General features: G+C 30.8%; 21 protein-coding genes and 11 pseudogenes. 19 read left to right on the top strand and 13 right to left on the bottom strand.

What is annotated here, in order from left to right; all coding sequences use genetic code 11:
- Window positions 1-14: 14 nt before the first annotated feature.
- Window positions 15-728, top strand: a complete 714-nt coding sequence (locus tag OTBS_RS08715) for a metal ABC transporter ATP-binding protein (protein WP_011945094.1) — start codon at window positions 15-17, stop codon at window positions 726-728.
- Window positions 709-1,497 (top strand): metal ABC transporter permease, encoded by a 789-nt coding sequence (locus OTBS_RS08710; protein WP_011945093.1) that lies wholly within the window; start codon window positions 709-711, stop codon window positions 1,495-1,497. Before OTBS_RS08715 ends, OTBS_RS08710 begins: the two co-directional genes overlap by 20 nt.
- On the opposite strand, the pseudogene OTBS_RS17170 reads toward OTBS_RS08710, so the two are convergent.
- Window positions 1,481-1,726: pseudogene (locus tag OTBS_RS17170) on the bottom strand (transposase); the annotation flags it as partial. The gene OTBS_RS08710 and the pseudogene OTBS_RS17170 sit on opposite strands and share 17 nt — an antisense overlap.
- 554 nt (window positions 1,727-2,280) lie before the next feature.
- Window positions 2,281-3,105, bottom strand: a pseudogene (locus OTBS_RS13250) (IS5 family transposase).
- Window positions 3,106-3,237: 132 nt separating this feature from the next.
- Here OTBS_RS13250 and OTBS_RS18055 point away from each other — a divergent pair.
- From OTBS_RS18055 to OTBS_RS08690, 5 genes and pseudogenes are all read left to right on the top strand, one after another.
- The gene (locus tag OTBS_RS18055) at window positions 3,238-3,315 is read left to right on the top strand and encodes a reverse transcriptase N-terminal domain-containing protein (RefSeq protein ID WP_332370193.1); all 78 of its coding nucleotides are present in this window, start codon (window positions 3,238-3,240) and stop codon (window positions 3,313-3,315) included.
- 581 nt (window positions 3,316-3,896) lie between these two features.
- A complete protein-coding gene (locus tag OTBS_RS17165; protein WP_232488819.1) occupies window positions 3,897-4,049 on the top strand; it encodes a hypothetical protein in 153 nt (50 codons plus the stop codon).
- Window positions 4,050-4,078: 29 nt separating this feature from the next.
- Window positions 4,079-4,138 (top strand): annotated as a pseudogene (locus OTBS_RS18590) (DUF4102 domain-containing protein); the annotation flags it as partial.
- A 33-nt stretch (window positions 4,139-4,171) separates the two neighbouring features.
- Window positions 4,172-5,182, top strand: coding sequence for a tyrosine-type recombinase/integrase (locus tag OTBS_RS17160; RefSeq protein WP_050897479.1), 1,011 nt, complete (start codon window positions 4,172-4,174; stop codon window positions 5,180-5,182).
- A gap of 91 nt (window positions 5,183-5,273) precedes the next feature.
- The gene (locus OTBS_RS08690) at window positions 5,274-5,609 is read left to right on the top strand and encodes a hypothetical protein (protein WP_011945092.1); all 336 of its coding nucleotides are present in this window, start codon (window positions 5,274-5,276) and stop codon (window positions 5,607-5,609) included.
- Here the strand turns inward: OTBS_RS08690 and OTBS_RS17155 are convergent.
- Window positions 5,604-5,711, bottom strand: a pseudogene (locus OTBS_RS17155) (conjugal transfer protein); the annotation flags it as partial. The gene OTBS_RS08690 and the pseudogene OTBS_RS17155 sit on opposite strands and share 6 nt — an antisense overlap.
- A gap of 95 nt (window positions 5,712-5,806) precedes the next feature.
- On the opposite strand from OTBS_RS17155, the pseudogene OTBS_RS14710 reads away from it, so the two are divergent.
- Both OTBS_RS14710 and OTBS_RS13240 read left to right on the top strand, forming a co-directional pair.
- Window positions 5,807-5,902, top strand: a pseudogene (locus OTBS_RS14710) (IS5/IS1182 family transposase); the annotation flags it as partial.
- A gap of 20 nt (window positions 5,903-5,922) precedes the next feature.
- Window positions 5,923-6,746 (top strand): IS5-like element ISOt6 family transposase gene (locus OTBS_RS13240; RefSeq protein ID WP_157866453.1). Its coding sequence is split into 2 segments (ribosomal slippage): window positions 5,923-6,310 and window positions 6,310-6,746, totalling 825 coding nucleotides; the frame shifts between segments, so codons are not numbered across the junction.
- A gap of 20 nt (window positions 6,747-6,766) precedes the next feature.
- On the opposite strand, the gene OTBS_RS14705 is transcribed toward OTBS_RS13240, so the two are convergent.
- The 8 genes and pseudogenes from OTBS_RS14705 to OTBS_RS08640 form a co-directional block, all read right to left on the bottom strand.
- A complete protein-coding gene (locus OTBS_RS14705; protein WP_157866451.1) occupies window positions 6,767-7,483 on the bottom strand; it encodes a TraB/VirB10 family protein in 717 nt (238 codons plus the stop codon).
- Between the two features lie 92 nt (window positions 7,484-7,575).
- Window positions 7,576-8,103, bottom strand: a complete 528-nt coding sequence (locus tag OTBS_RS17150) for a hypothetical protein (RefSeq protein WP_041621351.1) — start codon at window positions 8,101-8,103, stop codon at window positions 7,576-7,578.
- Window positions 8,104-8,159: 56 nt separating this feature from the next.
- A pseudogene (locus OTBS_RS08665) lies at window positions 8,160-8,492 on the bottom strand (hypothetical protein).
- Between the two features lie 143 nt (window positions 8,493-8,635).
- Window positions 8,636-9,112, bottom strand: a complete 477-nt coding sequence (locus tag OTBS_RS08660; protein ID WP_011945090.1) for a hypothetical protein — start codon at window positions 9,110-9,112, stop codon at window positions 8,636-8,638.
- Complete coding sequence (locus tag OTBS_RS08655; protein WP_011944688.1) at window positions 9,109-9,660, bottom strand: TraE/TraK family type IV conjugative transfer system protein; 552 nt, start codon at window positions 9,658-9,660, stop codon at window positions 9,109-9,111. The genes OTBS_RS08660 and OTBS_RS08655 overlap by 4 nt, the downstream gene beginning before the upstream one ends.
- Window positions 9,660-9,995, bottom strand: coding sequence for a hypothetical protein (locus tag OTBS_RS08650; RefSeq protein ID WP_011944246.1), 336 nt, complete (start codon window positions 9,993-9,995; stop codon window positions 9,660-9,662). The genes OTBS_RS08655 and OTBS_RS08650 overlap by 1 nt, the downstream gene beginning before the upstream one ends.
- A 125-nt stretch (window positions 9,996-10,120) precedes the next feature.
- Window positions 10,121-11,359, bottom strand: a complete 1,239-nt coding sequence (locus tag OTBS_RS08645; RefSeq protein ID WP_080571797.1) for a tyrosine-type recombinase/integrase — start codon at window positions 11,357-11,359, stop codon at window positions 10,121-10,123.
- Between the two features lie 130 nt (window positions 11,360-11,489).
- A complete protein-coding gene (locus tag OTBS_RS08640) occupies window positions 11,490-11,690 on the bottom strand; it encodes a hypothetical protein (protein WP_011944860.1) in 201 nt (66 codons plus the stop codon).
- Window positions 11,691-12,893: 1,203 nt separating this feature from the next.
- On the opposite strand from OTBS_RS08640, the gene OTBS_RS08635 reads away from it, so the two are divergent.
- Complete coding sequence (locus OTBS_RS08635) at window positions 12,894-14,075, top strand: multidrug effflux MFS transporter (RefSeq protein WP_011945089.1); 1,182 nt, start codon at window positions 12,894-12,896, stop codon at window positions 14,073-14,075.
- Here the strand turns inward: OTBS_RS08635 and OTBS_RS18585 are convergent.
- A pseudogene (locus OTBS_RS18585) lies at window positions 14,072-14,475 on the bottom strand (transposase); the annotation flags it as partial. The gene OTBS_RS08635 and the pseudogene OTBS_RS18585 overlap by 4 nt on opposite strands.
- Window positions 14,476-14,867: 392 nt before the next feature.
- On the opposite strand from OTBS_RS18585, the gene OTBS_RS14695 reads away from it, so the two are divergent.
- From OTBS_RS14695 to OTBS_RS15235, 7 genes and pseudogenes are all read left to right on the top strand, one after another.
- The gene (locus OTBS_RS14695; RefSeq protein WP_157866449.1) at window positions 14,868-15,026 is read left to right on the top strand and encodes a hypothetical protein; all 159 of its coding nucleotides are present in this window, start codon (window positions 14,868-14,870) and stop codon (window positions 15,024-15,026) included.
- Window positions 15,027-15,390: 364 nt separating this feature from the next.
- Window positions 15,391-16,557, top strand: coding sequence for a reverse transcriptase domain-containing protein (locus tag OTBS_RS08625; protein WP_080571781.1), 1,167 nt, complete (start codon window positions 15,391-15,393; stop codon window positions 16,555-16,557).
- Between the two features lie 387 nt (window positions 16,558-16,944).
- Window positions 16,945-17,291 (top strand): annotated as a pseudogene (locus tag OTBS_RS10630) (transposase); the annotation flags it as partial.
- A gap of 296 nt (window positions 17,292-17,587) precedes the next feature.
- Window positions 17,588-17,683 (top strand): annotated as a pseudogene (locus OTBS_RS14690) (IS5/IS1182 family transposase); the annotation flags it as partial.
- Window positions 17,684-18,020: 337 nt separating this feature from the next.
- Window positions 18,021-19,100, top strand: coding sequence for a COX15/CtaA family protein (locus OTBS_RS08620; RefSeq protein ID WP_011945087.1), 1,080 nt, complete (start codon window positions 18,021-18,023; stop codon window positions 19,098-19,100).
- A gap of 1,273 nt (window positions 19,101-20,373) precedes the next feature.
- A complete protein-coding gene (locus tag OTBS_RS08615) occupies window positions 20,374-20,619 on the top strand; it encodes a hypothetical protein (RefSeq protein ID WP_041621350.1) in 246 nt (81 codons plus the stop codon).
- Window position 20,620: 1 nt separating this feature from the next.
- A complete protein-coding gene (locus OTBS_RS15235) occupies window positions 20,621-20,815 on the top strand; it encodes a conjugal transfer protein TraB (RefSeq protein ID WP_232488989.1) in 195 nt (64 codons plus the stop codon).
- A gap of 426 nt (window positions 20,816-21,241) precedes the next feature.
- Here the strand turns inward: OTBS_RS15235 and OTBS_RS14685 are convergent.
- Window positions 21,242-21,337 (bottom strand): annotated as a pseudogene (locus OTBS_RS14685) (IS5/IS1182 family transposase); the annotation flags it as partial.
- A 5-nt stretch (window positions 21,338-21,342) separates the two neighbouring features.
- Between OTBS_RS14685 and OTBS_RS14680 the strand changes: the two are divergent.
- Together OTBS_RS14680 and OTBS_RS08605 are read left to right on the top strand one after the other, a co-directional pair.
- Window positions 21,343-21,543 (top strand): annotated as a pseudogene (locus OTBS_RS14680) (IS5/IS1182 family transposase); the annotation flags it as partial.
- Between the two features lie 210 nt (window positions 21,544-21,753).
- The gene (locus tag OTBS_RS08605; RefSeq protein ID WP_011945086.1) at window positions 21,754-22,623 is read left to right on the top strand and encodes an RMD1 family protein; all 870 of its coding nucleotides are present in this window, start codon (window positions 21,754-21,756) and stop codon (window positions 22,621-22,623) included.
- Window positions 22,624-22,625: the final 2 nt, after the last annotated feature.

Below are 22,625 nucleotides of genomic sequence, written 5' to 3'. Positions count from 1 at the left end.
GTGGTTTAATAACAATGACAATAGCGGAGTTTAAAAAAGTATCAAAATCTTATAGCCATAATTATCAAGCAATTAAGGATATAAACTTTAAGATTAAAGCCAATGAAATTACTACTTTAGTTGGGCCTAATGGTGCTGGTAAAACAACAGTAGCAAAGCTGTTACTAGGACTTGAACAACCAACTTCAGGTGATATTGTTAAACAAGATTGGATATCTTTATCATATGTTCCACAAAAAATTCACTTGAATTATAACTTACCAATTAACGTGTCTGAATTTTTATCATATGTAGCTTCTAATCACCAGAATACAGTTACTCAAGTGATGGACTTTATTAATTTTGAGTTCATAAAAAATAAACAGCTTACTGACTTATCTGGAGGCCAAATGCAAAGAGTTGCAATAGCAGCTAGCTTACTCAAAGAATCTGATTTGATAGTTCTAGATGAACCTACTCAAGGGCTTGATGTTATAGCTCAACAACAACTGTATGATCTATTGAAAAAATGTAAGCAGATTAGAAAAACAGCTATATTCATAATTTCGCATGATTTACATACTGTTATGTTAAATACTGATCAAGTTTTATGTATTAATCAACATATATGCTGTAGTAGCTATTTATTTAAATATTCAAAAGAGAATAGAGCCTGCGTTGCTAATTTGATGGAGTTAGATTCTCAAATAGGAATATATACTCATAATCATGACCATACTCATAATTAATTTAGTTATTGCAACAGTATTAATAAGTATACTGCTTGCATCACTTGGGTGCATAATATTGTGGCAGCGTTACACAAGTTTTAGCGATGGATTAGTACATTCTTGCGTATTAGCTGGAAGCATGGTAGCTATATTTAATTTACCAACACTAATTTCTGCATTTTTAGTAGCACTAATATATTCTGGAGCAATTTTTTTTTTTAGTAACAATAATTACAATAAATCAACAGTAGTTTTTATTGTTTCAAATGGTATGTTGGCTTTATCAGCTATTTTATCAACTATTGTTCCAGGCGCACCAACTGTTTCTAGCCTTTTGTTTGGTGGAGAATTATGGCTAATAAATTCAACTGACATAATAATTTTATTTATTTTAGTATTAATAATAGGAGCGCTAATATATACAAATTTTAAGGCAATTATATTAATGTCTTTAAATAAAGAACTTGCTGTAGTAATTTTAGAAAGACATCCTAGAGTTATTGAAATGATGTTTTTGGTTATTTTATCAACTACGATCATTGTTACTATAAAAATATTTGGTGGCTTGTTTCTAACTGCATGGCTTGTAATTCCAGCAGCAACTGCAAGAATAATCAGCAATTCTGCAGCTAAGATGATAATTTACTCTAATCTGCTATCTGTAATGTTTAATCTTATTGGAATAGTGGTATCTATATATCTTGATACTCCTACTACAGCAACAATGGTTTTTACTAATTTCTTAGCTTTTGTTGTTATATTTATTATATTTAAAACGTCAGATTAGGATAATGAATGAGAAAAAAAGAAGATGTAATAAGATTGGTATTAAGTTTGGAGATGTGGCAACTTGCAAGAGAAGCAATTATATGAACTAAGAAATTAGGTGTCTAGCATGTTCTAAATGCATATGGTTTTTTAGTATATTTAAAGACAGACTCAATTAAGGAACGTCTATTTAATAAATGCTTATCTTCTATGTCTAATAAGTATGTTTTCATATCTTTATGAAGATTGTACAATGTAAGGTTATATATATGACTGTTTGACTAAGGAAAGATCAAATCTGTTGTTCTATCAACATAAGCCTACTGGTATATGCAAAGAAGTGATTTGATGTATAAAGTATAAAGCTATCAGGACAATGTACTCGGCTCAAAAGTGGATCAGAATTGTGAGAGGAAGATTAGACTACTAGTTTCATGTGGTCAGAGGTTAGGCTAGAATGGTCAGGCTAACATACAGTGAACTACTAATAAATGTCGTTATTAATAAAAAGCAAAAGATACTGAAAGGCTTTGCTCAAAAGAGAAGTGATCTGGTTATTTGAGCTAGTCCATGGCAATACGTAGACTTTAAGATCATCGGCAGATATGTAGAACCTAACCCATTTATATCATATAGATAGAACACAATAAGCCTGTATCTTTTCTAATGGAGTTGAAACATCATTCCACATGAAATGGCCTCTTATTATGAGAAAATTTTACAGCCAGTACGTCTACTGATAACAAAATACATTTGCAAAGTATAAACTGGAAGAAATGTAATAGACCTCTTTCGAAACTGGTTAAGGTAGTGCAAAATTATAAATGCCAGAGATTAAAATAAATCTAAGACCTAATCTTTTACGTCTATTTCGATATTTGTCAGCAATAATTTTGAACCGTTTTAGCATACCAATAACGTTTTCATTGACAACTCTTTCTCCTGCTAACCTACGATTATTCTTTTTATCATTTTTAGTTAAAGGATTTTTCTTGCTTTTTTTCTTTGGTAATGCAGAATTATTGTGAATTTTTTGTATACCTTGATATCCTGTATCAGTAATCGCTTTAATCTTAGGATGGATAAGAATTTTGGATTCCTTAAATAATCTAAAGTCATGTTTTTTACCGTTAGAAAAATCTGTACATATTACTTGGTGTGCTTTCTTGTCTACCACTATTTGAGTCTTTAGTGTATGCCTTTTCTTCTTTCCTGAATAATAGAATTTTTGTTTTTTTTGGGTCTTTCTATTGGACTCTCAGTAGCATCAATCAAGACTACTTCATAATTCATATCGCTATTCATTAGAGCTTTACGACCTGGAAGAGCAAAGTTTGGGTGTTTAACTAAGGTGTCTTCTACCCATTTTACAGCTTTATATGCTGAACTTTCACTAATCCCATAGTTCTGACCTATATGAAAATAAGTACGGTATTCTCTAAGGTATTCTAAGGCCCATCAATAACTGTTCCTCCAAATTGAGCTTATTTTTACGCCCTCCTTTTGATTTCTTAACACCATCAGCTTTCCTCAAAATATCCACCATCTTTGAGAATGTTCCCTTCCTTACTACTGTTAATCGACGAAATTTTTCATCCTTTAACTCTTTAATCTGATCTAATTTCATTATTACTTCAAATCAGATTTTTATAACACCATTTTACATCATTGTATAGTTTCGAAAGAAGTCTAATAAAGTTATTAGAAGTCATCAAACGCATATCATAAAGAGGCAATACAGGAAAGCAGATGGAACAGAGTGAAAGCTTTCCAACGGTTGCTTACACATTCTTTTAGCGGTAAGACAATTGCAGTTAGAAGAGTGACAGAAAACTGAGGAAAAAGAACTGCTAATATAGATTGGGAAACTTGATCTACACCAGATTTTATTCATAATCCAAGGTCAAAGTGTAACACCGGTTCAACAGAAATTGAACTTAAAGAGGCTTGCGCTGTATGATTGGAAACAATCATGTACCTTTCATGTTTAAGATGATTTAACTAACTAGAAGAAATAAGTTAGATTAAGAGCTATTATGAGCTTTATAAGCTTTATAAAATCTGCTATGTAGTTTATTCTCGTTTGAGTTGATACATGAATTTAACTGTAGCTGTATTAATATTATTTGTCAATATGACAATAATATCTTGATGTTAATTGCGGAAATATAACGTAAATTTATGTCTAATATTTGGCTAGTTGAAGTGCTAATTTTTAATCCAGCAACTTGAATTTATAGTTGATAAGCTTAGAGTAACCTTCAATTGATAACGTCGCTTAAAAATATTTTTTATTTTTACAAAAGTATTTGCTATTCAATAAAAACCATACTACAGACTATAAGTTTAAGCTAATTTTAAAAATTAATAAGTTATTATTTAATTACTTCAATTTTAAATTAATGAAGGGTGATAAATATGCCAGTAAAAGTATTTAAATTTACACAAGCAGCATTAAATAAAATAAAAGTACCAACCAAAGAAGAAAAAATAATCAAGTTTAGAGATATAACACAAAGGAACTTACTGTTTATAATATCATATACTGGATTTAGAAGACTATATTTATGAATAAACATTAATGGCATGTATTATAAAAAATAAAAATAGGAGATTTTCCAGATCTAACGGTAGCAGAAGCTAGAAAAAAGATACAGCAGTTAAAAAGTGATATTGCTAAAGGAATAAATCCAATGGATGAAAGACGGAAGATAAATAAAGAAAGAAGAGAAAAAAGAGAGAAGAGGCTTAAATTAAAGAATGAACTAACATTCGGACAGGTGCATGTAAAATATACTGAATATAGTAGTCTTTATCATAAAAGTTGGAAAATAATGGCTCAAAGAGTAAAGAGATATCTAGAATCTTTATACAATACAAAGATATCTGAGATTACCAAAGAAGATATTCAGAAGCTTTTTGACGAAAAAACAGCAAAGAAACACTATGTAACAGCAAACAGTATTCTAAAACTGTTAAGCCCTATATTTAATAAGGCTATAGAGTGGGGATTATTAGAAAAGAATCCTGTATGTGGAATAAAAAGGCACAAGCAAGAATCAAGATCTAGATATGTAACAAATGAAGAAATGAGAAGACTTATGGCCGTGCTAAAAGAAAAGGGAAATAGTCAATTAACAGAATCGCAAAAGCGAGCAGAACGATCAGGAAAAATTTTTACATTTATAAGTTTATTCACTGCAGCACGTAAAAGTAATGTATCAGGAATGAGATGGGACGAGATAAGCCTTAGCGAAAAAATATGGTGTATACCAAAAACTAAGAGTAAAAATGGTAAAACTCTATATATAGGGTTAGCTGATAAATTAATAGAAGTATTGCAAACCAGAAAACTATGCTCAAAAAGTGAATGGGTATTGCCAAGTTCAGCAGACAATAGTAAACACATATCAAGTTCAACAATGCATCGAGCATGGGCTAAGATTCGAAAAAAAGCCGGAATACAGAATGTAACAATACATGATCTTAGAAGAACGTTTGCAACTTGGATGAAAAATAATGGTGAAACACTAGATACAATATCTCAAATATTAGGACATAGTAATACTAATATAACTAAAATTTATACTATACATAGTTTAGATAAGGCAACAATTGCTACAAATAAAGTTGTCGAAAATATGCTGAGTATATTCGGTACCAATGTTTGTTTGAACGAGATACTATCTGGAATAGTGCCATAATTAAGTTGCGGAGAAGAAAAATTGACAACAACTTAGCTAAGTAGTTACTCTACATTAGATTTTGTAAATTTTTGAAAATCGCAGTAGCAGAATGAGAAATCTCATGCTAAAATTGAGGCTGAAGGTGATTATGCAAAATCAAAAATTATGTTGGGCATTATCGAAGCCGTTGAAGTATATGGGTTTGAGCATTGACGAATGGGGAGTAGTGCTAGCTGGAGTAGCTCCAGGAATTGTACTACTAAACAGCAGGCATGCTAAATTAGGACTGGCCTTTATGATTGGAGGAATTGCTCTATGTTATTGCTTTAAGAAATTTAAGAAGGTATCAGAGAATTTTTTGCTAAAAAGTTTTTTAGTAGCTAAAGGTTTATTGCCAGCTCCATTAGGATATCCAAGGCTTTTGGGCAAAAAAGTTGGCAAATAAAGACTTACATTTTTGCCCTTTAGGAATTTTACAATCAAAATTACTTTCGAAAAAGAAGCTTGTTAGGCTCATACAGCCCAATAGCAATAATAAAAACTTCATTAGACTTCTTTCGAAACTATACAATGATGTAAAATGGTGTTATAAAAATCTGATTTGAAGTAATAATAGACCTCTTTCGAAACTGGTTAAGGTAGTTCAAAATTATTGCTTACAAATATCGAAATAGACGTAAAAGATTCGTTCTTAGATTTATTTTGATCTTTGGCATTTATAATTTTGAACTACCTTAACCAGTTTCGAAAGAGGTCTAATGAAATTAGATCAGATTAAAGAGTTAAAGGATGAAAAATTTCGTCGATTAACAGTAGTAAGGAAGGGAACATTCTCAAAGATGGTGGATATTTTGAGGAAAGCTGATGGTGTTAAGAAATCAAAAGGAGGGCGTAAAAATAAGCTCAATTTGGAGGAACAGTTATTGATGGCCTTAGAATACCTTAGAGAATACCGTACTTATTTTCATATAGGTCAGAACTATGGGATTAGTGAAAGTTCAGCATATAAAGCTGTAAAATGGGTAGAAGACACCTTAGTTAAACACCCAAACTTTGCTCTTCCAGGTCGTAAAGCTCTAATGAATAGCGATATGAATTATGAAGTAGTCTTGATTGATGCTACTGAGAGTCCAATAGAAAGACCCAAAAAAAACAAAAATTCTATTATTCAGGAAAGAAGAAAAGGCATACACTAAAGACTCAAATAGTGGTAGACAAGAAAACATACCAAGTAATATGTACAGATTTTTCTAACGGTAAAAAACATGACTTTAGATTATTTAAGGAATCCAAAATTCTTATCCATCCTAAGATTAAAGCGATTACTGATACAGGATATCAAGGTATACAAAAAATTCACAATAATTCTGCATTACCAAAGAAAAAAAGCAAGAAAAATCCTTTAACTAAAAATGATAAAAAGAATAATCGTAGGTTAGCAGGAGAAAGAGTTGTCAATGAAAACGTTATTGGTATGCTAAAACGGTTCAAAATTATTGCTGACAAATATCGAAATAGACGTAAAAGATTAGGTCTTAGATTTATTTTAATCTCTGGCATTTATAATTTTGAACTACCTTAACCAGTTTCGAAAGAAGTCTATTATAAATGCTCCTCTAACTTTTGTGATTGGTCGAATTTATTATGCAAATTAACTTTTTCATGGCTAGTTGATGGTACATAAGTTGAATTTTTTAACTTCTTTTTGTGCTCGCATAAGTCAAAACCTTTTTTAAACACAACATCTATGACTCTACCTGAGGCAACAACAATGACTGGGCTCATGGAATCAGCTCGTTTTATAGCAAAATCAGCCAACTTATCAAAAGCATTGCTAGCTCCAGAATAAGCTCCAGATTTTAGTGCATCTCCAACACTTAACTCTGATTGAGCCTGACCTGGAGTCATTATATTTAACGTTGGAGCCGTTGTCATATCAGGCTTAATAGCCTTAGCTTGCAGAAACTTAGCCATGCTGCTAAATACTCCATTTAATGCAGCCATTCTTACTACTTTAGACGATTTATCTACCACGATTCCTTTAATTCCAGAACGTCCATCTTCACCTATCAACCAGCCTTCTACCTGCTTTTCAATAATATCTCCTTGTTTATTGACTACTGAAAGAGTTTCGATGCGACATTTAGCTCTTTCTGAGGAAATGTCTCCATTACAAGATCCAATTAAGATAGCCTTTTTGATTTGATCAGTTTTATATTCATCGTAAAGAATTGCTGTATCTACTAGCTGCAGAATAATTGGCTCTGGTGATGAAGAGCTGTTAGTTCCAGTACCTACAATGACTCCAGTAAGTAGCACAGCTCTAACAGAACTGCTGCTAGTAACGTTCTCAACATTCTTTTTTGGTTCAGCTCCAGCTCTCCTAAGATTGACAAATGATTTTACTACTACTACAGGAGCTTGCTTTGTCTTGTTATCATGATGTGAATTTGAAATATGCTGATTAAGATCAGAAACTCCTCGCTATCATTATTATATAGACCTTGCTTAGGCTGATTCTCCAATATCTCAAGTTTTTGGTTAAAATTATTAATTTTGGCTGTAGTTTCTAAATATCTACTTTCTATTACACTTTCTAATCTATCTTTTAATGTTTTGACTTCACTAAGTATTTCTTCTGTCCATTTTGCTCTCAAATCTACAGCTTGTTCTACTCCAGAAATTGATTCTCTTGACTCACGATTTTCAGTAAAAGTTATAGGTTCTTTCGTTTTACCACTTTCAGATAAAAAATACGAAACAACCATTATTGTTATGCTTATAAAAGTTAAGGCAATTACTGGCTTTCGGCGAATGATATTTGTTAACTCTGATAACTTGCTATTAGACCTTACAGTAGATCTAATCTTTGGTTTATCATTTAGCTCTAAATCTTCTTCTTCTTTTGTATTATCATTGTCTGAATTGTCCTGTTGCACTATTCCTCCGCTTTTTGAGTGTTGATATTTCTACCTTATCAATAAATTAATTTAGGCTAATTTATTTTCATACCACCAGCAATTCACTAGGTAAAAGCCTAAAATAACACCAATTTTGCCACCATTACTCCGGCAAGCTTTATATTTCCTCTTGCTACAGCCCAAATCGATGATAAAATAGTTGCGCTTGATATACCTATTGTTTTTAGTTTTCCACTAAAAAGTCCGTCTATTTTATTAAGCTGCCCTTCAAGGGTATCAGCTAATGCTGGCTCAAAAGAAAAAACACAAGCAGTAATTATAATTAACAGGCCTGTAACTACATTATTCCACTGTATTCCAAATGTAGGTTTTAGCATTTTTAGTCGCGATTTTTTATATCTGAACATTGTTATTGCTTATTAGTAAATTTTGCATTATTCTCCTAATGCTAGTTATTCCATACCAATGAAATTTTACTTTGAAGTAGTGTTAATAGGCTTGATGCAGAGCTTGATATCTTTGAAGTAAAAACTAGCATTTTAAGCCAGTTTTATTTTTTCTTAGTATTTCTATTTTGTTTTTTAGAAGGTTTCGCTGTTAATTCTTTTGTATTAACGTCATTACTGAACAAATTGTTATTGTTTTGTTTTGAATTATCATTTTCATCTTCTTTCAAAGCAGCATTAATAAGCGTTACATGGCTTGGAGTTTTTGGAGTAAAAGTTAACATTAAATCTTGAATTGTTTTGTGTTCTCCTATTACTGTTAAATAAAGCTTCTTTTCTTCTTCTCGTGGAGCAATAAACAAACATCCAGACTCATGAACTACAACTTCGGCTGCATTTTGAGGATACATAAAAATATCATTGATTTTTTCATCTTTAAGATTAATTCTTGTTGGCCCACTATCAGAAATCTCAAGCTTCAGCAAATTATCAACTTCTAACTCATATTCTACCGCATATACATCACTAAACTTGACTAAAGCAATAAACCCTATCATAAACCTCAAAATTCTAATACTCATTTTTTTATTCCATTCTCTTTAACGCCAGTTAACAACAAAAGGTAATTAGGACTTCGCTTGTAAGTCAAAAGGTAAGTCTTATCGACAGCTATATGTTTACTATCGCTAAACCAATAACGAAGCGTTCCACTAATTAATACTCCATCCTTTATCACTTCAACCTTCTTCGGAAAAAAGACTGAAGACACATTTGAGCCTTTAACAAATTGCAAGTGATCATGAAAAAATTTATTTAAAGATTCAGTATTACTAGATGCAACTTTCATGTCTGCTATTTGTCTTTCTACCTCATTTGGAGAAGTAGTAAATAAGAGTTTCGTTACATAAATTGCCCATTCCTTTAAATAGGTTTCATGGTAATTTTTTGATGAAACCATCATTTTACGATCAGGCTCCATTGCTGGAATTAATAACCACTTTTCTTCTTTGGTAATTGCAGCCATTATCGCAATTATATTAGCTGCAGCTAGCAATATAGTTACTGAAAGTAAGCATTTATTATATTTAACCAGCTCTTGTATAGCATTTTGCTTAAAGAGATGATTCATTACTTGCCAACTTTTTTGCCCAAAAGCCTTGGATATCCTAATGGAGCTGGCAATAAACCTTTAGCTACTAAAAAACTTTTTAGCAAAAAATTCTCAGATACCTTCTTAATTTTCTTAAAGCAATAACATAGAGCAATTCCTCCAACCATAAAGGCTAGGCCTAATTTAGCATGCCTGCTGTTTAGTAGTACAATTCCTGGAGCTACTCCAGCTAGCACTACTCCCCATTCGTCAATGCTCAAACCCATATACTTCAACGGCCTCGATAATGCCCAACATAATTTTTGATTTTGTATAATCACCTTCAGCCTCAATTGTAGCATGAGATTTCTCATTCTGCTACTATAATGTTTAAATTAGCTAAATATCTTCAAACACAGATTTTACCTGCAATAATTAGTGTTCATATATGCATGTGCGACATGAAATCGCACTATTCTTACCACAACGTTTATATCAGTCAGATAGTATTATAAATATTATAACTTCTAGCACATTCACTAATTATTTGTATAGCCTTAGACATATACTCTCGTACTAACTCCATACAAGCTATAGTATAAGGTATTGTTGAGTTTGGATTAATATGATTCAATGCTATACTAATTGTCCTCTGACTTTCGCCTGCATCCCCCATACAACTTGCAAACGTCCTTCTTAGATCGTGTATTCTGAAATTTTTTATGCTTGCCTTTTCACAAATTATCTTCCATGCGGTATTTGGATGCGATAAGTGTCCGCTTTCGCTAGTAGAACTTGGTAGTACCCATTTACTTGTAGATATTAATTTCCTTGCTTGCAATATTTCCATTGCCTCATCTGTTAATGGTATATTTTGCGCCTTTCCGTTCTTAGTTTTTGGTATATGCCATATTTTTCTTTCAAAATCTATATTGTCCCATTCCATCTCTAACACATTACTTTTTCTAGCTCCAGTATATAACGCTAGTAATGCAAAATCTCTTATCAATGGACTTGCTTCTCCGCATAATACTTGTAAAAATCTACCCATTTCATCGTAACTTAGACGTCTCTCTCTTGCTTGCAGTTTATGCTGCTCTATCCCTAGAGTAGGATTGTTTTCTATTAATCCCCATTTTATTGCCTTATTAAATATAGTGCGTAAGGTTGCTAGCAATGCATTTGCTGTGGCATATTTTCCCTCTTTGCTGATATCATTGAATATTGGTTCAATATCACTCATTCGAATCTTGCTTATCTTTTTTTCATATAATGCTTGTGCATAAGTATGTACTCTGTCAGCATTCTCTTTCCAGTTTATAGTATATATTTTGGCATACTCTTCAATATACTTATAACACAGCTCTTTGAATGTAATATCGTTAGCTTTTCTTTCTCTTTCTTTTATACGATTCTCATTTTCTTCTATCTGTTGTTGATGTTTTACTGCTCTTGGATCTATTCCGTTCGCCATTAATGTCTTTAATTCTCTTGCTATTTTTCTAGCTTCTTTAATAGATAAATATGGAAATTCCACTATCCTTATTTTTAAACTCTGGTTTTTATATTTTTGTTCTAAAATCCATGTTTTTCTTACTATTCCTCCACAGACTGTACATGAGATTTTCAGTTTAAGTCCTATTATATCTGGATCGTGGATAATTAATAATTTTTCTCCCTTAGGAATTTTAATTTTACGTAGTGCTCGATTTATAAACTTTGATGATATTGAAGTCATAATCACCCCACATAATATTAATATTTATTATTAAAGTATTACGTTTAATTAAACAGATGATCTATATTATACTTTTTATTTGATAGCAAATTTTTATACTAATTTGTTCATAATACATATAACTTAAAAATCACTTATCAATCCCAGGTTGTATATATTTTTCGATCATTAGATTAACCTCTAGATTGAAAACTGGCCCCCAATTTCCTAAATTTTCTGTCAACCTTTTGTCAACCTTTTGCTTTAATTTTTTTGTTATATTGACAAATATTGGAAATATATTTATAGTTAAAGTTGAAGCTTGATTAAAAATATTAATAAAAGTTAACACAAGTTAATAGTAGGTTCTATAAAGTATAGAAGTTAATAAAAATTAACTTTTCTTCTCCCTTATATTTGATCTACCTTTGCATTTTTACCTATAGAACATCTTATTAATAAAAAGATATTCATTAAGGCTCTAACAAGCTTTGCAGATAGCTATATCAAATCAAATTTTAAACCCATTCTAGAGCGTGCTTTTGAAGCTCAAGGGTTTTCGTTTGAATTAGTTCAGTTTGTGGCAAGTTAGATTAATGATTAATATCTGTGAAATACAGAGTGCTGCCAGAATAATCGTTGCGCTTTATTTATTGTTTTGTTAACTGCTACAATTATTATGATAATTCTTTAATAAATTGTGAAGGCTCAAAAAGGTGAAAATTCATGAATAATTATTTATTATTATTTCTTGTCTAAGTTTATTTTGAACTTAATCTATAAAATATTTGATAAACATGCGATATATGGAAATTAAAAGTAAATGTAAGGAAAAATTACATAATTCTTCAAGTGTGTACAAGATAGCCCAACGACATGTAAAGCTTGCAAAAATAAGGTTACAAGCTATACATAAACAGAAGCATAAGCAAGTAAGCAGAATATAAATAGTGAAGAGCAAAACAAGCAACTTTGGCGTGATGAGGAACAAAAGAAAAGTTTTTTAAATGCATTAATCAATAGTATAAGCCAAGGTGATGATGATGCCAAAAAAAATTGAAGCTATGAATTGCATGATAACCTCTCATCAAGAGCGTTTTCAATCTTTAATGGAAAAAGATTTATCTTCTTAAAGACGTGTTCGAACCTGATGTTTAAATTAAGAGCAATAAGATAAGTCCAGAACTTTTTCAGTTAATATACTAAATTATCAAAGTCTTTTTATAACTCAGAATCAAAATTGTATATCTAATTTTAAGAGATATTTTGTTTTTTTTCAGCTGTAAATAACAATGCGACAATTTCACATCTATTTTAAAAAAGATGAAAAAAATTTTTCATAATTATGACAAAAAGTCATGTACTGATAAAAATCGAAATGATACTGTATACCTATAATTACTTTTAAAGTAAAAAATAAATCAAGATTAAAACTACAATACTCCTGATATAATCAATGCTTATGTATTAAGTAGTTTAATTGTATTATTATATGCTCATTTTTGCAGAAATCATGCTAAGTAAAGTTAAACAATAGTTTTATAATGTTGATACAATGATAAATAACCATTGGAAGTATAATTTAACGATAATCACTCTGCTAATATTTATTACAGAGTTAGCAACTGATATTTATGTTCCTAGCTTACCTAGAATAGCTAGCGCATTTAATACATCAGAGTATAAAGTAATGTTGACTGTAAGTATCAACTTAATGGGATTATCATTATCTGGATTATTATATGGTCCATTATCTGATGCAATAGGGCGTAAGAAAGTTTTATTATTAGGAATAACAATTTTTTGTTTTTCGAGTTTATTTTGTATATACGTAAGCACGATTGAGTTAATAGTATTTTGGAGATTATTACAAGGAATTGGAGGTGGAGCCTCAGTTACAGTTGGGTTGGCTACAATAAGCGATATATATAAAGGTAACGAAAGAGCAAAAATGATGTCAAGACTAAATATGGTAGTTGCTTTTTCTCCAGCACTTGGACCTATAATTGGTAGTCAGATAGCAGCATATGATAATAGGTGGTATTTACCGCTTGCTATCATTCCTTCTCTTGCATTTCCAGTACTTTTATTACTAATAACCTTATTCAAGGAAACTTTAACTCAGACAAATATAGGAATTAATTTTAATAATATTAAAGCTAGCTTTAAGGAAGTATTATCTAATAAAAATTTTATATGTTATTTATTGATTCAATCTTTAACATTTGGATGGTTATGGGCAGATATAGTAAACTTACCATTTATTTTTATTAAAGATATGAATGTTCCAACAGAGCACTACGGATATTACATTATTGCAAATGTTACAGTCTATATTATAGGTATTGTAGCCAATCAAAAACTTGTCCAATTTAAAGGACCTGAAAAAATGATACTATATGGTATTGTATTAATACTATTCAGCGGTATATCATTAACTTTTGGTACAATCTATTTTACTCTGACAGCATATATAGTTCTACTTCTTAAGTTACCAGCTGCTATTGGAGTTGGATTTACTTTAGGTAATGCATCAGCATTATCTTTAATGCAAATTACAAACTATGGAACAGCCTCTGCAATCATAGGTTCTACTGAAATGCTTTTAGGATCCTTAGGTATAAAAATAATCAGTTATCTCTATAATGGTACGATATTACCTCTTTCGATATTAGTAGTAGTATTTTCATTAATTTCTTTGCTTATTTTTCAGAAAATAAAACCTCCTACTGTTTAATCGCAAAAAGAGAAACAATTTATAAACACCAAGGATAATGAGTTAGAAGAGAAAGAAGAGGAGATAAGATTGGAATTAAGCTGGAGGAGATAGAATAAGTTGCAAGAGAAGCAATTATATAAACCAAGAAATTAAATAGGAGAAGGATGTAAGAAACGTCTATTTAATAAAAGCTTATCATCTTATGTCCAAATAAATATGTTTGCATATCTTTACTAAGATTAGTGAATAAAAGTAGACCATTAGTGAAAAGTCGATGAAATAACGCTTTTAATATGCAAGCTTTATCAGCAAACAATCTACCTGATAAAGCTTTTGAAATGACTAAAGCTGCAGATAAGTCACTTTTATCAGCTTTAGTCATTTTAACTGTCATTATTTCACCTTTATTATTAATTATAGTCATTTACAATGAGATTTGAGTATAGAAAAAAGCTACAATAGCCTCATCATAAGATTTAGCAAATTGAGTAATTTGATTTCTAATCCACCATCTTTATATTAGCCCAAAACTTTTCTATCAGATTTAAATCTGGAGAATAGAGTAGCAGAAAAATAACTTTATAACCAACAGATTCTATTAATTTTTATCGCATCTTTCTATGCTCACACCTCATTGTAAATGACTATAAACGCAAGATTAGGATAAGTGGAAACATGAAATGTATAGAATAAAAGGTATACAAAGAGAGAATGTTGAGTTATAAAAAAAATTTAAATAAACAAGGAATAACCCAACATGAAAAAATATATTAGACCTCTTTCGAAACTGCTTAAGGTAGTTCAAAATTATTGCTGATAAATATCGAAATAGACGTAAAAGATTCGGTCCGTGCGTCAAGAAAAGGTGAATTAATCTCACTGGTGAAAGTCCAGTTATGGAAGGAGAAGCTAGATCCACCATATAGCGAGTCTTGTGCTGCTGAAGGTAACGACAGTAGTAAAGCGTAGACAGTGAAACATTCGAGCCGAAACCAAATGGTGAACGTGATAGCCCTGAAAGTGAGATGTAGTGGAAGCCGATATGTTCTAGCACATAGTAGGCAAAAGAAGATTGGAGGTCAAACTAGTAAAAATCCAAAAATTTTCAACCACCGGGGTCGCAGGCGTCAGCGAGTTTGTAAAGATTAATGACACAACTTGAGAAGTCCTTATAACTCTTACGTAATTAAGTAAGTATTCAAAGTACAAGTGATGAAACATAAGGCTTTGGAGATGGTGTAAGGATGGCTGAGTTAGCCATAGTAGTGATGAAACCTAGTAATGTGGGTGGAGCAAAGGGTTAGCAGAAAAGTAAGAATGCAAGAGGGAAACAATGGCTGTACACAGCATAGACAGAAATACATGGTTAACGAAACTTGAGCGTATAAAGTTGCTATCATCGAAAAATCAAGACATAAAGTTTAATAATCTAAATCAAGACATAAAGTTTAATAATCTTGGACATATCATTGATTTAAAGATATTAGAAGAACAATATAAGGAACTCGATAGCAAGAAAGCGATAGGAATAGATGGTATAACCAAAGAGGATTATGGTAAGAAGTTGAAAGCAAATCTGCTCTCGCTTCTTACTAGAATTTGCAATGGGAAATATCAGGCTAAACCTGCACGAATAACAGAAATTCCAAAAGAAGATGGAGGCAAAAGACCTTTGGTAATATCATGTTTTGAAGATAAGATAATCGAGTCTACAGTAAGCAAGATACTAAACTCTGTGTTTGAGCAAATATTCTTAAAGTATTCATATGGATTTCGACCTAAATTAAATGCACACGACGCTTTAAGGGAGTTAAATAGACTTACGTATAACTTCAATAAAGGGGCTATAGTAGAGATTGATATAACAAAGTGTTTCAATACAATCAAGCATTGTGAGTTGATGGAATTTCTAAGAAAGAGAATATCTGACAAGAAATTTCTAAGACTAGTTATGAAACTGATTGAAACACCAATCATAGAAAATGGTACTATAGTTACTAACAAAGAAGGTTGTCGTCAAGGATCAATAGTTTCACCAATTCTGGCAAATGTCTTTCTGCATTATGTTATAGATAGCTGGTTTGCAAAAATCAGCAAAGAAAACTTAATGGGACAAACAGGAATGGTGAGGTACTGCGACGATATGGTATTTGTCTTTGAAAAGGAAACAGATGCGAAAAGGTTTTATGATGTTTTGCCTAAAAGGTTAAATAAGTATGGGCTAAATATCAATGAAGCTAAATCACAAATGATAAAATCTGGTAGAGACCATGCTGCAAATTTAGCCAAACAAGGCAAGAAGATCACAAGTTATAATTTTCTTGGATTTACTTGCTATTGTGGTAAATCAAGATTTGGCACAACATGGAGACTAAAATATACCTCAAGAAGAGATCGTTTTACTGAGAAACTGAAAGGACTGAGAAAATATTTGCGTGGTCAGCTAAATACGCAAGACAAAACGCAGGCATTATCACAAGTCATTAGAGTTATTAGGTGAATGGATCAACTATCATGGTATATCTGATAATAAAAGACGAGTAAGTTCATTTATCAACCAAAGTAAACGGGCAATATATAACTGGTTTAATAGAATGGGAGGAAAACGTAAGATGAATTGGAAAAGACTAACCGAGATACTTAAAAGAGTAAATTTTCCTAAAATTGGAAAGATTGTCTCAATGTTCTAGACAACAAATAAGGCATAATGCTTATCTTATTTTTGAGAGCCGGATGCGGTAATTCTGCAAGTCCGGTTCTGAGGAGGGGCCTAATTGAGCAATTGGTTAGGTCTACTCACATAGATTTAATTTGATCTCTGACATTTATAATTTTGAACTACCTTAGCCAGTTTCGAACGAGGTCTATTATAACAGTATACTATTTAATAGACAATTTTTGCAAGATATATCAAGAGTGGGAGAGAAAGAGATTAATACCAAGTAGTAATCAAAGGAACAGAGATGGGAAGTTGTCCTTAGCTGAGTTATTAACAATAGTGATATATTTTTATTTGTCTCCATGCAAAGATTTTAAAAATTATTATCTATATTACGTGAGTTATAAGTATAAAGAATACTTTTGTTTACCAAGCTATAGTAGGATAATACAACAGCCGTATTAATGCATTATCTGAAAGGAGAAGAGACTGGTATATATTATATCGATTCTACAAAGTTAGGAATTTGTCATAACAAACGTATTTCCAGCAATAGAGTTTTTAATAGAATTTCTAATTCTATAGATTTTTGGAAAACAGTGCTAACGATAAAGGCAAGAGAGAAAAATTATAACTAAGCCACTATAAAACAGTTATATGATATACTTTCTGAATAGCATACCTAAGCCATCGTGATAGCTATACTATTATAACTGTTTTATAATAGTATAGCTATGTATTGTAGCTAGCGAACTATTAGTGCTAGCTACTGCTTTTCAGCTTTTTCATCAACATTAGTTAGCCATCACAATTTTGCTAGAGGAAAATTTCCAACAGAATAATAGACCTCTTTCGAAACTGGTTAAGGTAGTTCAAAATTATTGCTGATAAATATCGAAATGGACGTAAAAGATTCGGTCTTAGTTTTAATTTGATCTCTGGCATTTATAATTTTAAACTACCTTAACCAGTTTCGAAAGAGGTCTAATAAAAGATTGTTGCATTATCACTACTATCATTATTTGCAATTATTGCTTGCAAAATGTTGGAATCTTGGTAGCATTCTTATCTCAAAAAATATCAGACATAACAGTAGTGCAGAGCATATTTAGCTTTTAAAAAGATGTTTTTTTGTGAGTGAAAATATGGTGGAAAAAAGACTGTCTTAATAATTCTTATACATGAAAGGCTTATGCTAACTTGCTTCTTTGATTTTTTATAGTATGTTAGGTTTACATGCTTAGTAGTCAATTAATGATTTTAAAATTGCTGATAAAGGCATATTAATTATATTTAGATACTAAATGGATAAGCCACATACTCAAATAATGTCAATCTGGTTAATAGTATCAACATTGCTATTATTACTTATGATTGTAGTAGGAGGAATAACTAGATTGACTAATGCTGGTTTATCTATTGTAGAATGGAATCCAGTATCAGGAATTATCCCTCCGATATCTTCAGAAGATTGGAACAATGAGTTTAATAAATATACAGCTTCACCAGAGTTTAAGTTAATTAATAATCAGATAACTATTTCTGAATTTAAATATATCTTTTTTATCGAATATATTCATCGATTATTGGGAAGAATAACTGGAATAATAATCATTATACCATTTTTAATCTTTTGTTATTTAAAATCTTTAACTAAGTTGCAATATTACAGGTTACTTTTGATTACTTGTTTAGTGGTAATACAAGGCTTTATGGGATGGTATATGGTAAAGAGTGGGTTAAAAGAAACCCCGTATATTAATCACTGCCGACTAGCAGGGCATTTGTTATTAGCAGTTATTATTTATCATCAATTAATAGCTGAGTTGTTAATTATTATACAACCATTTAAATGCTATACGTTAGCAACTAGCAAAGCTAATAACAGTAATAGTACAAGTATTAATGTTATTAACTTAAAAATAAAATTAATAATCTTTAACAAGATAATTATTTTTCTACTTTATACTCAGATTATGTTTGGAGCTTTAGTTGCTGGACTTGATGCAGGATTAATATACAATGAGTTTCCTAATATGGGTGATAGTTTAATTCCAATTGAAATATTAAATCAATCTATAGATTTTACTATGTTTGATAATCAAGTGTTGATGCAATTTATACATAGGTGGTTTGGCATACTAATTAGCGGCTTAATAATATGTTATGCTATTTGGCTAATTATTCTTAATAAACACGCTCTAAGAGGAATGGGGATGGTAGCAGCATGTTTAGTTTTAGTTCAGGTTACTACTGGCATTATAACTTTGCTTTATCATGTCCCAATATTAGCTGCTTTAACACATCAAGTAGGCGCTATTTTGATATTAACAACTTTCCTTTTTATTCAAAATATAGTAACTAATTTTGAGCTATTACACTAGGTACTTGAATTTATTGTAAGCATAACAGCTGCAAAGGCAATGAAGATAAGGAAAGAAAAATTCTTTACCTACTGAATCTACTGATAAAGCTACAAAGACATATCAAATATAAGGAAGAAAAAAAGCTAATTTTTATTAACTTCTGCACTTTATAGAACCTACTATTAACTTATGTTAACTTTTATTAATATTTATAATTAATCTTCAACTTTAACTGTAAATATATTTGCAATATTTGTCAGTATAACAAAAAAATTAAAGCAATAGGTTGAAAAAAATTAGGGAATTGGGAGACAGTATTCAATCTAAAGGTTAATCTGATGGTCGAAAAACATATGCAACCTGGGTTTGATAAGTAATTTTCAAGTTATATGTATTATGAACAAATTAGTATAAAAAATTTGCTATCAAAAAAAGCATAATATAGATCATCTGTTTAAGTAATTGTAATATATATATTAATAATATAAACATTAATATATGTGGCAATTTATGGCATCAATATCATTAAAGTTTACAAAACTAGCACTAAGTAAAATTAAAACTCTAGAGGGAAAAACAGTACTAATCTATAGTGATGAAGTTGTAAAGGGCCTTTGAGCAAGAAAATTATCTAGTAGAAAAGTAACACTTTGTTTAGAACAAAAATATAAAAACAAGTGTTTAAACGCAAGATTAGGATAAGGAGTCAGAAGAAGAAGATTTAGAGCTAAATGACAAAGCAAAAGCTGAATCTGTTATGTCTAATAGCAAGTTATCAGAATTAGCGAGTATTATTCGCCGAAAGCCAGTAATTGCCTTAACTTTTATAAGCATCACAATAATGCTTGTTTCGTATTTTTTTCTGAAAGTGGTAAAACGAAAGAATCTATAACTTTTACAGAAAATTGTGAATCAAGAGAAACGATTTCTGGAGTAGAACAAGCTGTAGATTTGAGAGCAAAATAGACAAATGAAATACTTAGTGAAGTCAAAACATTAGAAGATAGATTAGAAAGTGTAATAGAAAGTAGATATTTAGAAACTACTACAAAAATTAATAATTTTAACCAAAAACTTGAGATATTGAAAAATCAGCCTAAGCAATGTCTATATAATAATGATAGCGAAGACTTCAGTTCTGTAATCATCATATTTCAAATTTACCACATAATAACAAAACAAAGCAAGTTCCTGTAGTAGTAGTAAAATCATTTGTAAATCTTAGGAGAGCTGAATCTGAGCCAAAAAAAATGTTGAGAACTATGTTACTAGCGGTAGTTCTGCTAGAGATGTGCTACTTACTGGAGTCGTTGTAGGTACAGGTACAAACAGCTCTTCATCACCAAAACAAATTGTTCTGCAGTTGCTTGATACAGCAATTCTTTATGATAAATATAAAACTTATCAAATCAAAAAGGCTATTTTAATTGGATCCTGTAACGGAGAGATTCCCTCAGAGAGAGCTACATGTCGCATCGAAACTCTTTCAGTAGTCAATAAACAAGGAGATATTATCGAGAAACAGGTGGAATGCTGAGTTGATAGGGGAAGATGGACGTTCTGGATTTAAAGGAATCGTGGTAGATAAATCGTCTAAAGTAGTAAGAATGGCTGCATTAAATGGAGTATTTAGCAGTATAGCTAAGTTTCTGCAAGCTAAGGCTATAAAACCTGATATGACAACAGCTCCAACGTTAAATATAATGACTCAAGGTCAGGTCAATCAGAGTTAAGTGTTGGAGATGTACTTCAGTCTAGAGCTTGCTCTGGAGCTAGCAATGCTTTTGATAAGTTAGCTGATTTTGCTATAAAACTGGGCTGATTCCATAAGTTCAGTCATTGTTGTTGCCTCAGGTAGAGTCATCTATGTTGTATTTAAAAAAAGTTTTGACTTACGTGAGCGCAAAAAGAAGCTACATAATTCAACTTATTCATAGTCAACTAGCCATGAAAAAGTTAATTTGCATAATAAATTCGACTAATCACAAAAGCTGGAGAAGCATTTATAGTTATCTACAATGAGGTTTGAGAATAGAAAAAAGCGATAAAATAGTTAATAAATCTGTGTTGGTTATGTAGATTAGAAATCAAATTACTTAATTTGGTAAATTTTATGAATCTATTATCGATTCTTTCTATTAGACCTCTTTCGAAACTGGTTAAGGTAGTTCAAAATTATAAATGCCAGAGATCAAATTAAATCTAAGACCAAATCCTTTACGTCTATTTCGATATTTACCAGTAATAATTCTGAATTAGCAAAAAAAAGCAAAAAAATCCTTTAACTAAAAATGATAAAAAGAATAATCGTAGATTCGGAGGAGAAAGGGTTGTAAATGAAAACGTTATTGGTATGCTAAACCTGTTCAAAATTATTGCTGATAAATATCGAAATAGACGTAAAAGATTTGGTCTTAGATTTAATTTAATCTCTGGCATTTATAATTTTGAACTACCTTAACCAGTTTCGAAAGAGGTCTATTCTCAAACCTCATTGTAAATGACTATAGTTATATCAAACTTATATTAATATAGAGTTTATAGTTTGATTGTTTAAGTTAAAAAATGTATACTTAACCTGCGATATATTTATTGTTGCGGTTTTTATAGCTTGGTAAGCTATAGCACAATGCATTATTAAAGCAAAATTGAAAACAATAAGATTTTTTTAATGAGATGTTCTTCTTATTGCAAGTCATCTAATTATAGTATTCAAGCTCTTGTACAGAGCTTGGTAAGTGCTGGATTAGAGCCTAAGTATTTTGATGATGTAGTACATGTTCAGACACAATTCACTAATAATTTAGTTGATGTATTCTATTTCGCATTCGGAGCTGTAGTAATTTGGGGAACAAATAAAAACTATGAACACAGTATATTGAACTGGTTAAACAATGTTGATACAGAAATTGATCAAAAATTTATTATAGATGTAGATTCTGTGGTTCAATATAAAGAACTTAGTCAAGATTTTGTATCAGATTTAATATATTACCGCTATGATTACCAAGCTCAAAAAACTTATATCGATGAAGAAGAAAATGAAATTATACTACATGATCAATCAGTACTAATCAAACTATCTATTTCACATGCTTTAGCACAATCTGTGAAATTGAAGATATTAGAGTCATCAGTTATAAAACTGTTAGAAAAAACATCACCTTTACAAAAAGAACTAGCTACTAATGGGCGTGTATCTTTGTCAAAAAAAGAATTATCAAAACAAATAGGTATTTTATTTAATGAGCGTTATTCAATAAATTTACACAGTGATATATTGGATACTCCACAATTTTTTTGGCGCAGACCTAGATATGAACCACTATACCTTATGACAGTAGAGTTTCAAGATATTCAATTAAGACAAAACATTATGAATCATCGCTTAGATATGATTCATGAATTATATACTATTCTATCAAACGAATTAAACTACTTACATTCAACTAGGTTAGAAATGATTATTGTAGGCTTAATTGCTATAGAGGTAGTATTAGCACTTTTACATAATGATTTTATTTCTAGAATATTTTCTTAAAC

Source organism: Orientia tsutsugamushi str. Boryong (assembly GCF_000063545.1).
Classification (GTDB): Bacteria; Pseudomonadota; Alphaproteobacteria; order Rickettsiales; family Rickettsiaceae; genus Orientia; species Orientia tsutsugamushi_C.
This window is presented reverse-complemented; position numbering and strand designations above follow the sequence as displayed.

Coding starts and splice junctions, on each gene's coding strand:
- OTBS_RS08605 (WP_011945086.1), top strand. CDS start 21,754: ATGAGATGTTCTTCTTATTGCAAGTCATCTAATTATAGTATTCAAGCT.
- OTBS_RS08635 (WP_011945089.1), top strand. CDS start 12,894: ATGATAAATAACCATTGGAAGTATAATTTAACGATAATCACTCTGCTA.
- OTBS_RS08715 (WP_011945094.1), top strand. CDS start 15: ATGACAATAGCGGAGTTTAAAAAAGTATCAAAATCTTATAGCCATAAT.
- OTBS_RS17165 (WP_232488819.1), top strand. CDS start 3,897: ATGCCAGTAAAAGTATTTAAATTTACACAAGCAGCATTAAATAAAATA.
- OTBS_RS17160 (WP_050897479.1), top strand. CDS start 4,172: ATGGATGAAAGACGGAAGATAAATAAAGAAAGAAGAGAAAAAAGAGAG.
- OTBS_RS08625 (WP_080571781.1), top strand. CDS start 15,391: ATGGCTGTACACAGCATAGACAGAAATACATGGTTAACGAAACTTGAG.
- OTBS_RS08690 (WP_011945092.1), top strand. CDS start 5,274: ATGAGAAATCTCATGCTAAAATTGAGGCTGAAGGTGATTATGCAAAAT.
- OTBS_RS08645 (WP_080571797.1), bottom strand. CDS start 11,359: ATGACTTCAATATCATCAAAGTTTATAAATCGAGCACTACGTAAAATT.
- OTBS_RS08710 (WP_011945093.1), top strand. CDS start 709: ATGACCATACTCATAATTAATTTAGTTATTGCAACAGTATTAATAAGT.
- OTBS_RS08660 (WP_011945090.1), bottom strand. CDS start 9,112: ATGAGTATTAGAATTTTGAGGTTTATGATAGGGTTTATTGCTTTAGTC.
- OTBS_RS08655 (WP_011944688.1), bottom strand. CDS start 9,660: ATGAATCATCTCTTTAAGCAAAATGCTATACAAGAGCTGGTTAAATAT.
- OTBS_RS08650 (WP_011944246.1), bottom strand. CDS start 9,995: ATGAGAAATCTCATGCTACAATTGAGGCTGAAGGTGATTATACAAAAT.
- OTBS_RS08620 (WP_011945087.1), top strand. CDS start 18,021: ATGGATAAGCCACATACTCAAATAATGTCAATCTGGTTAATAGTATCA.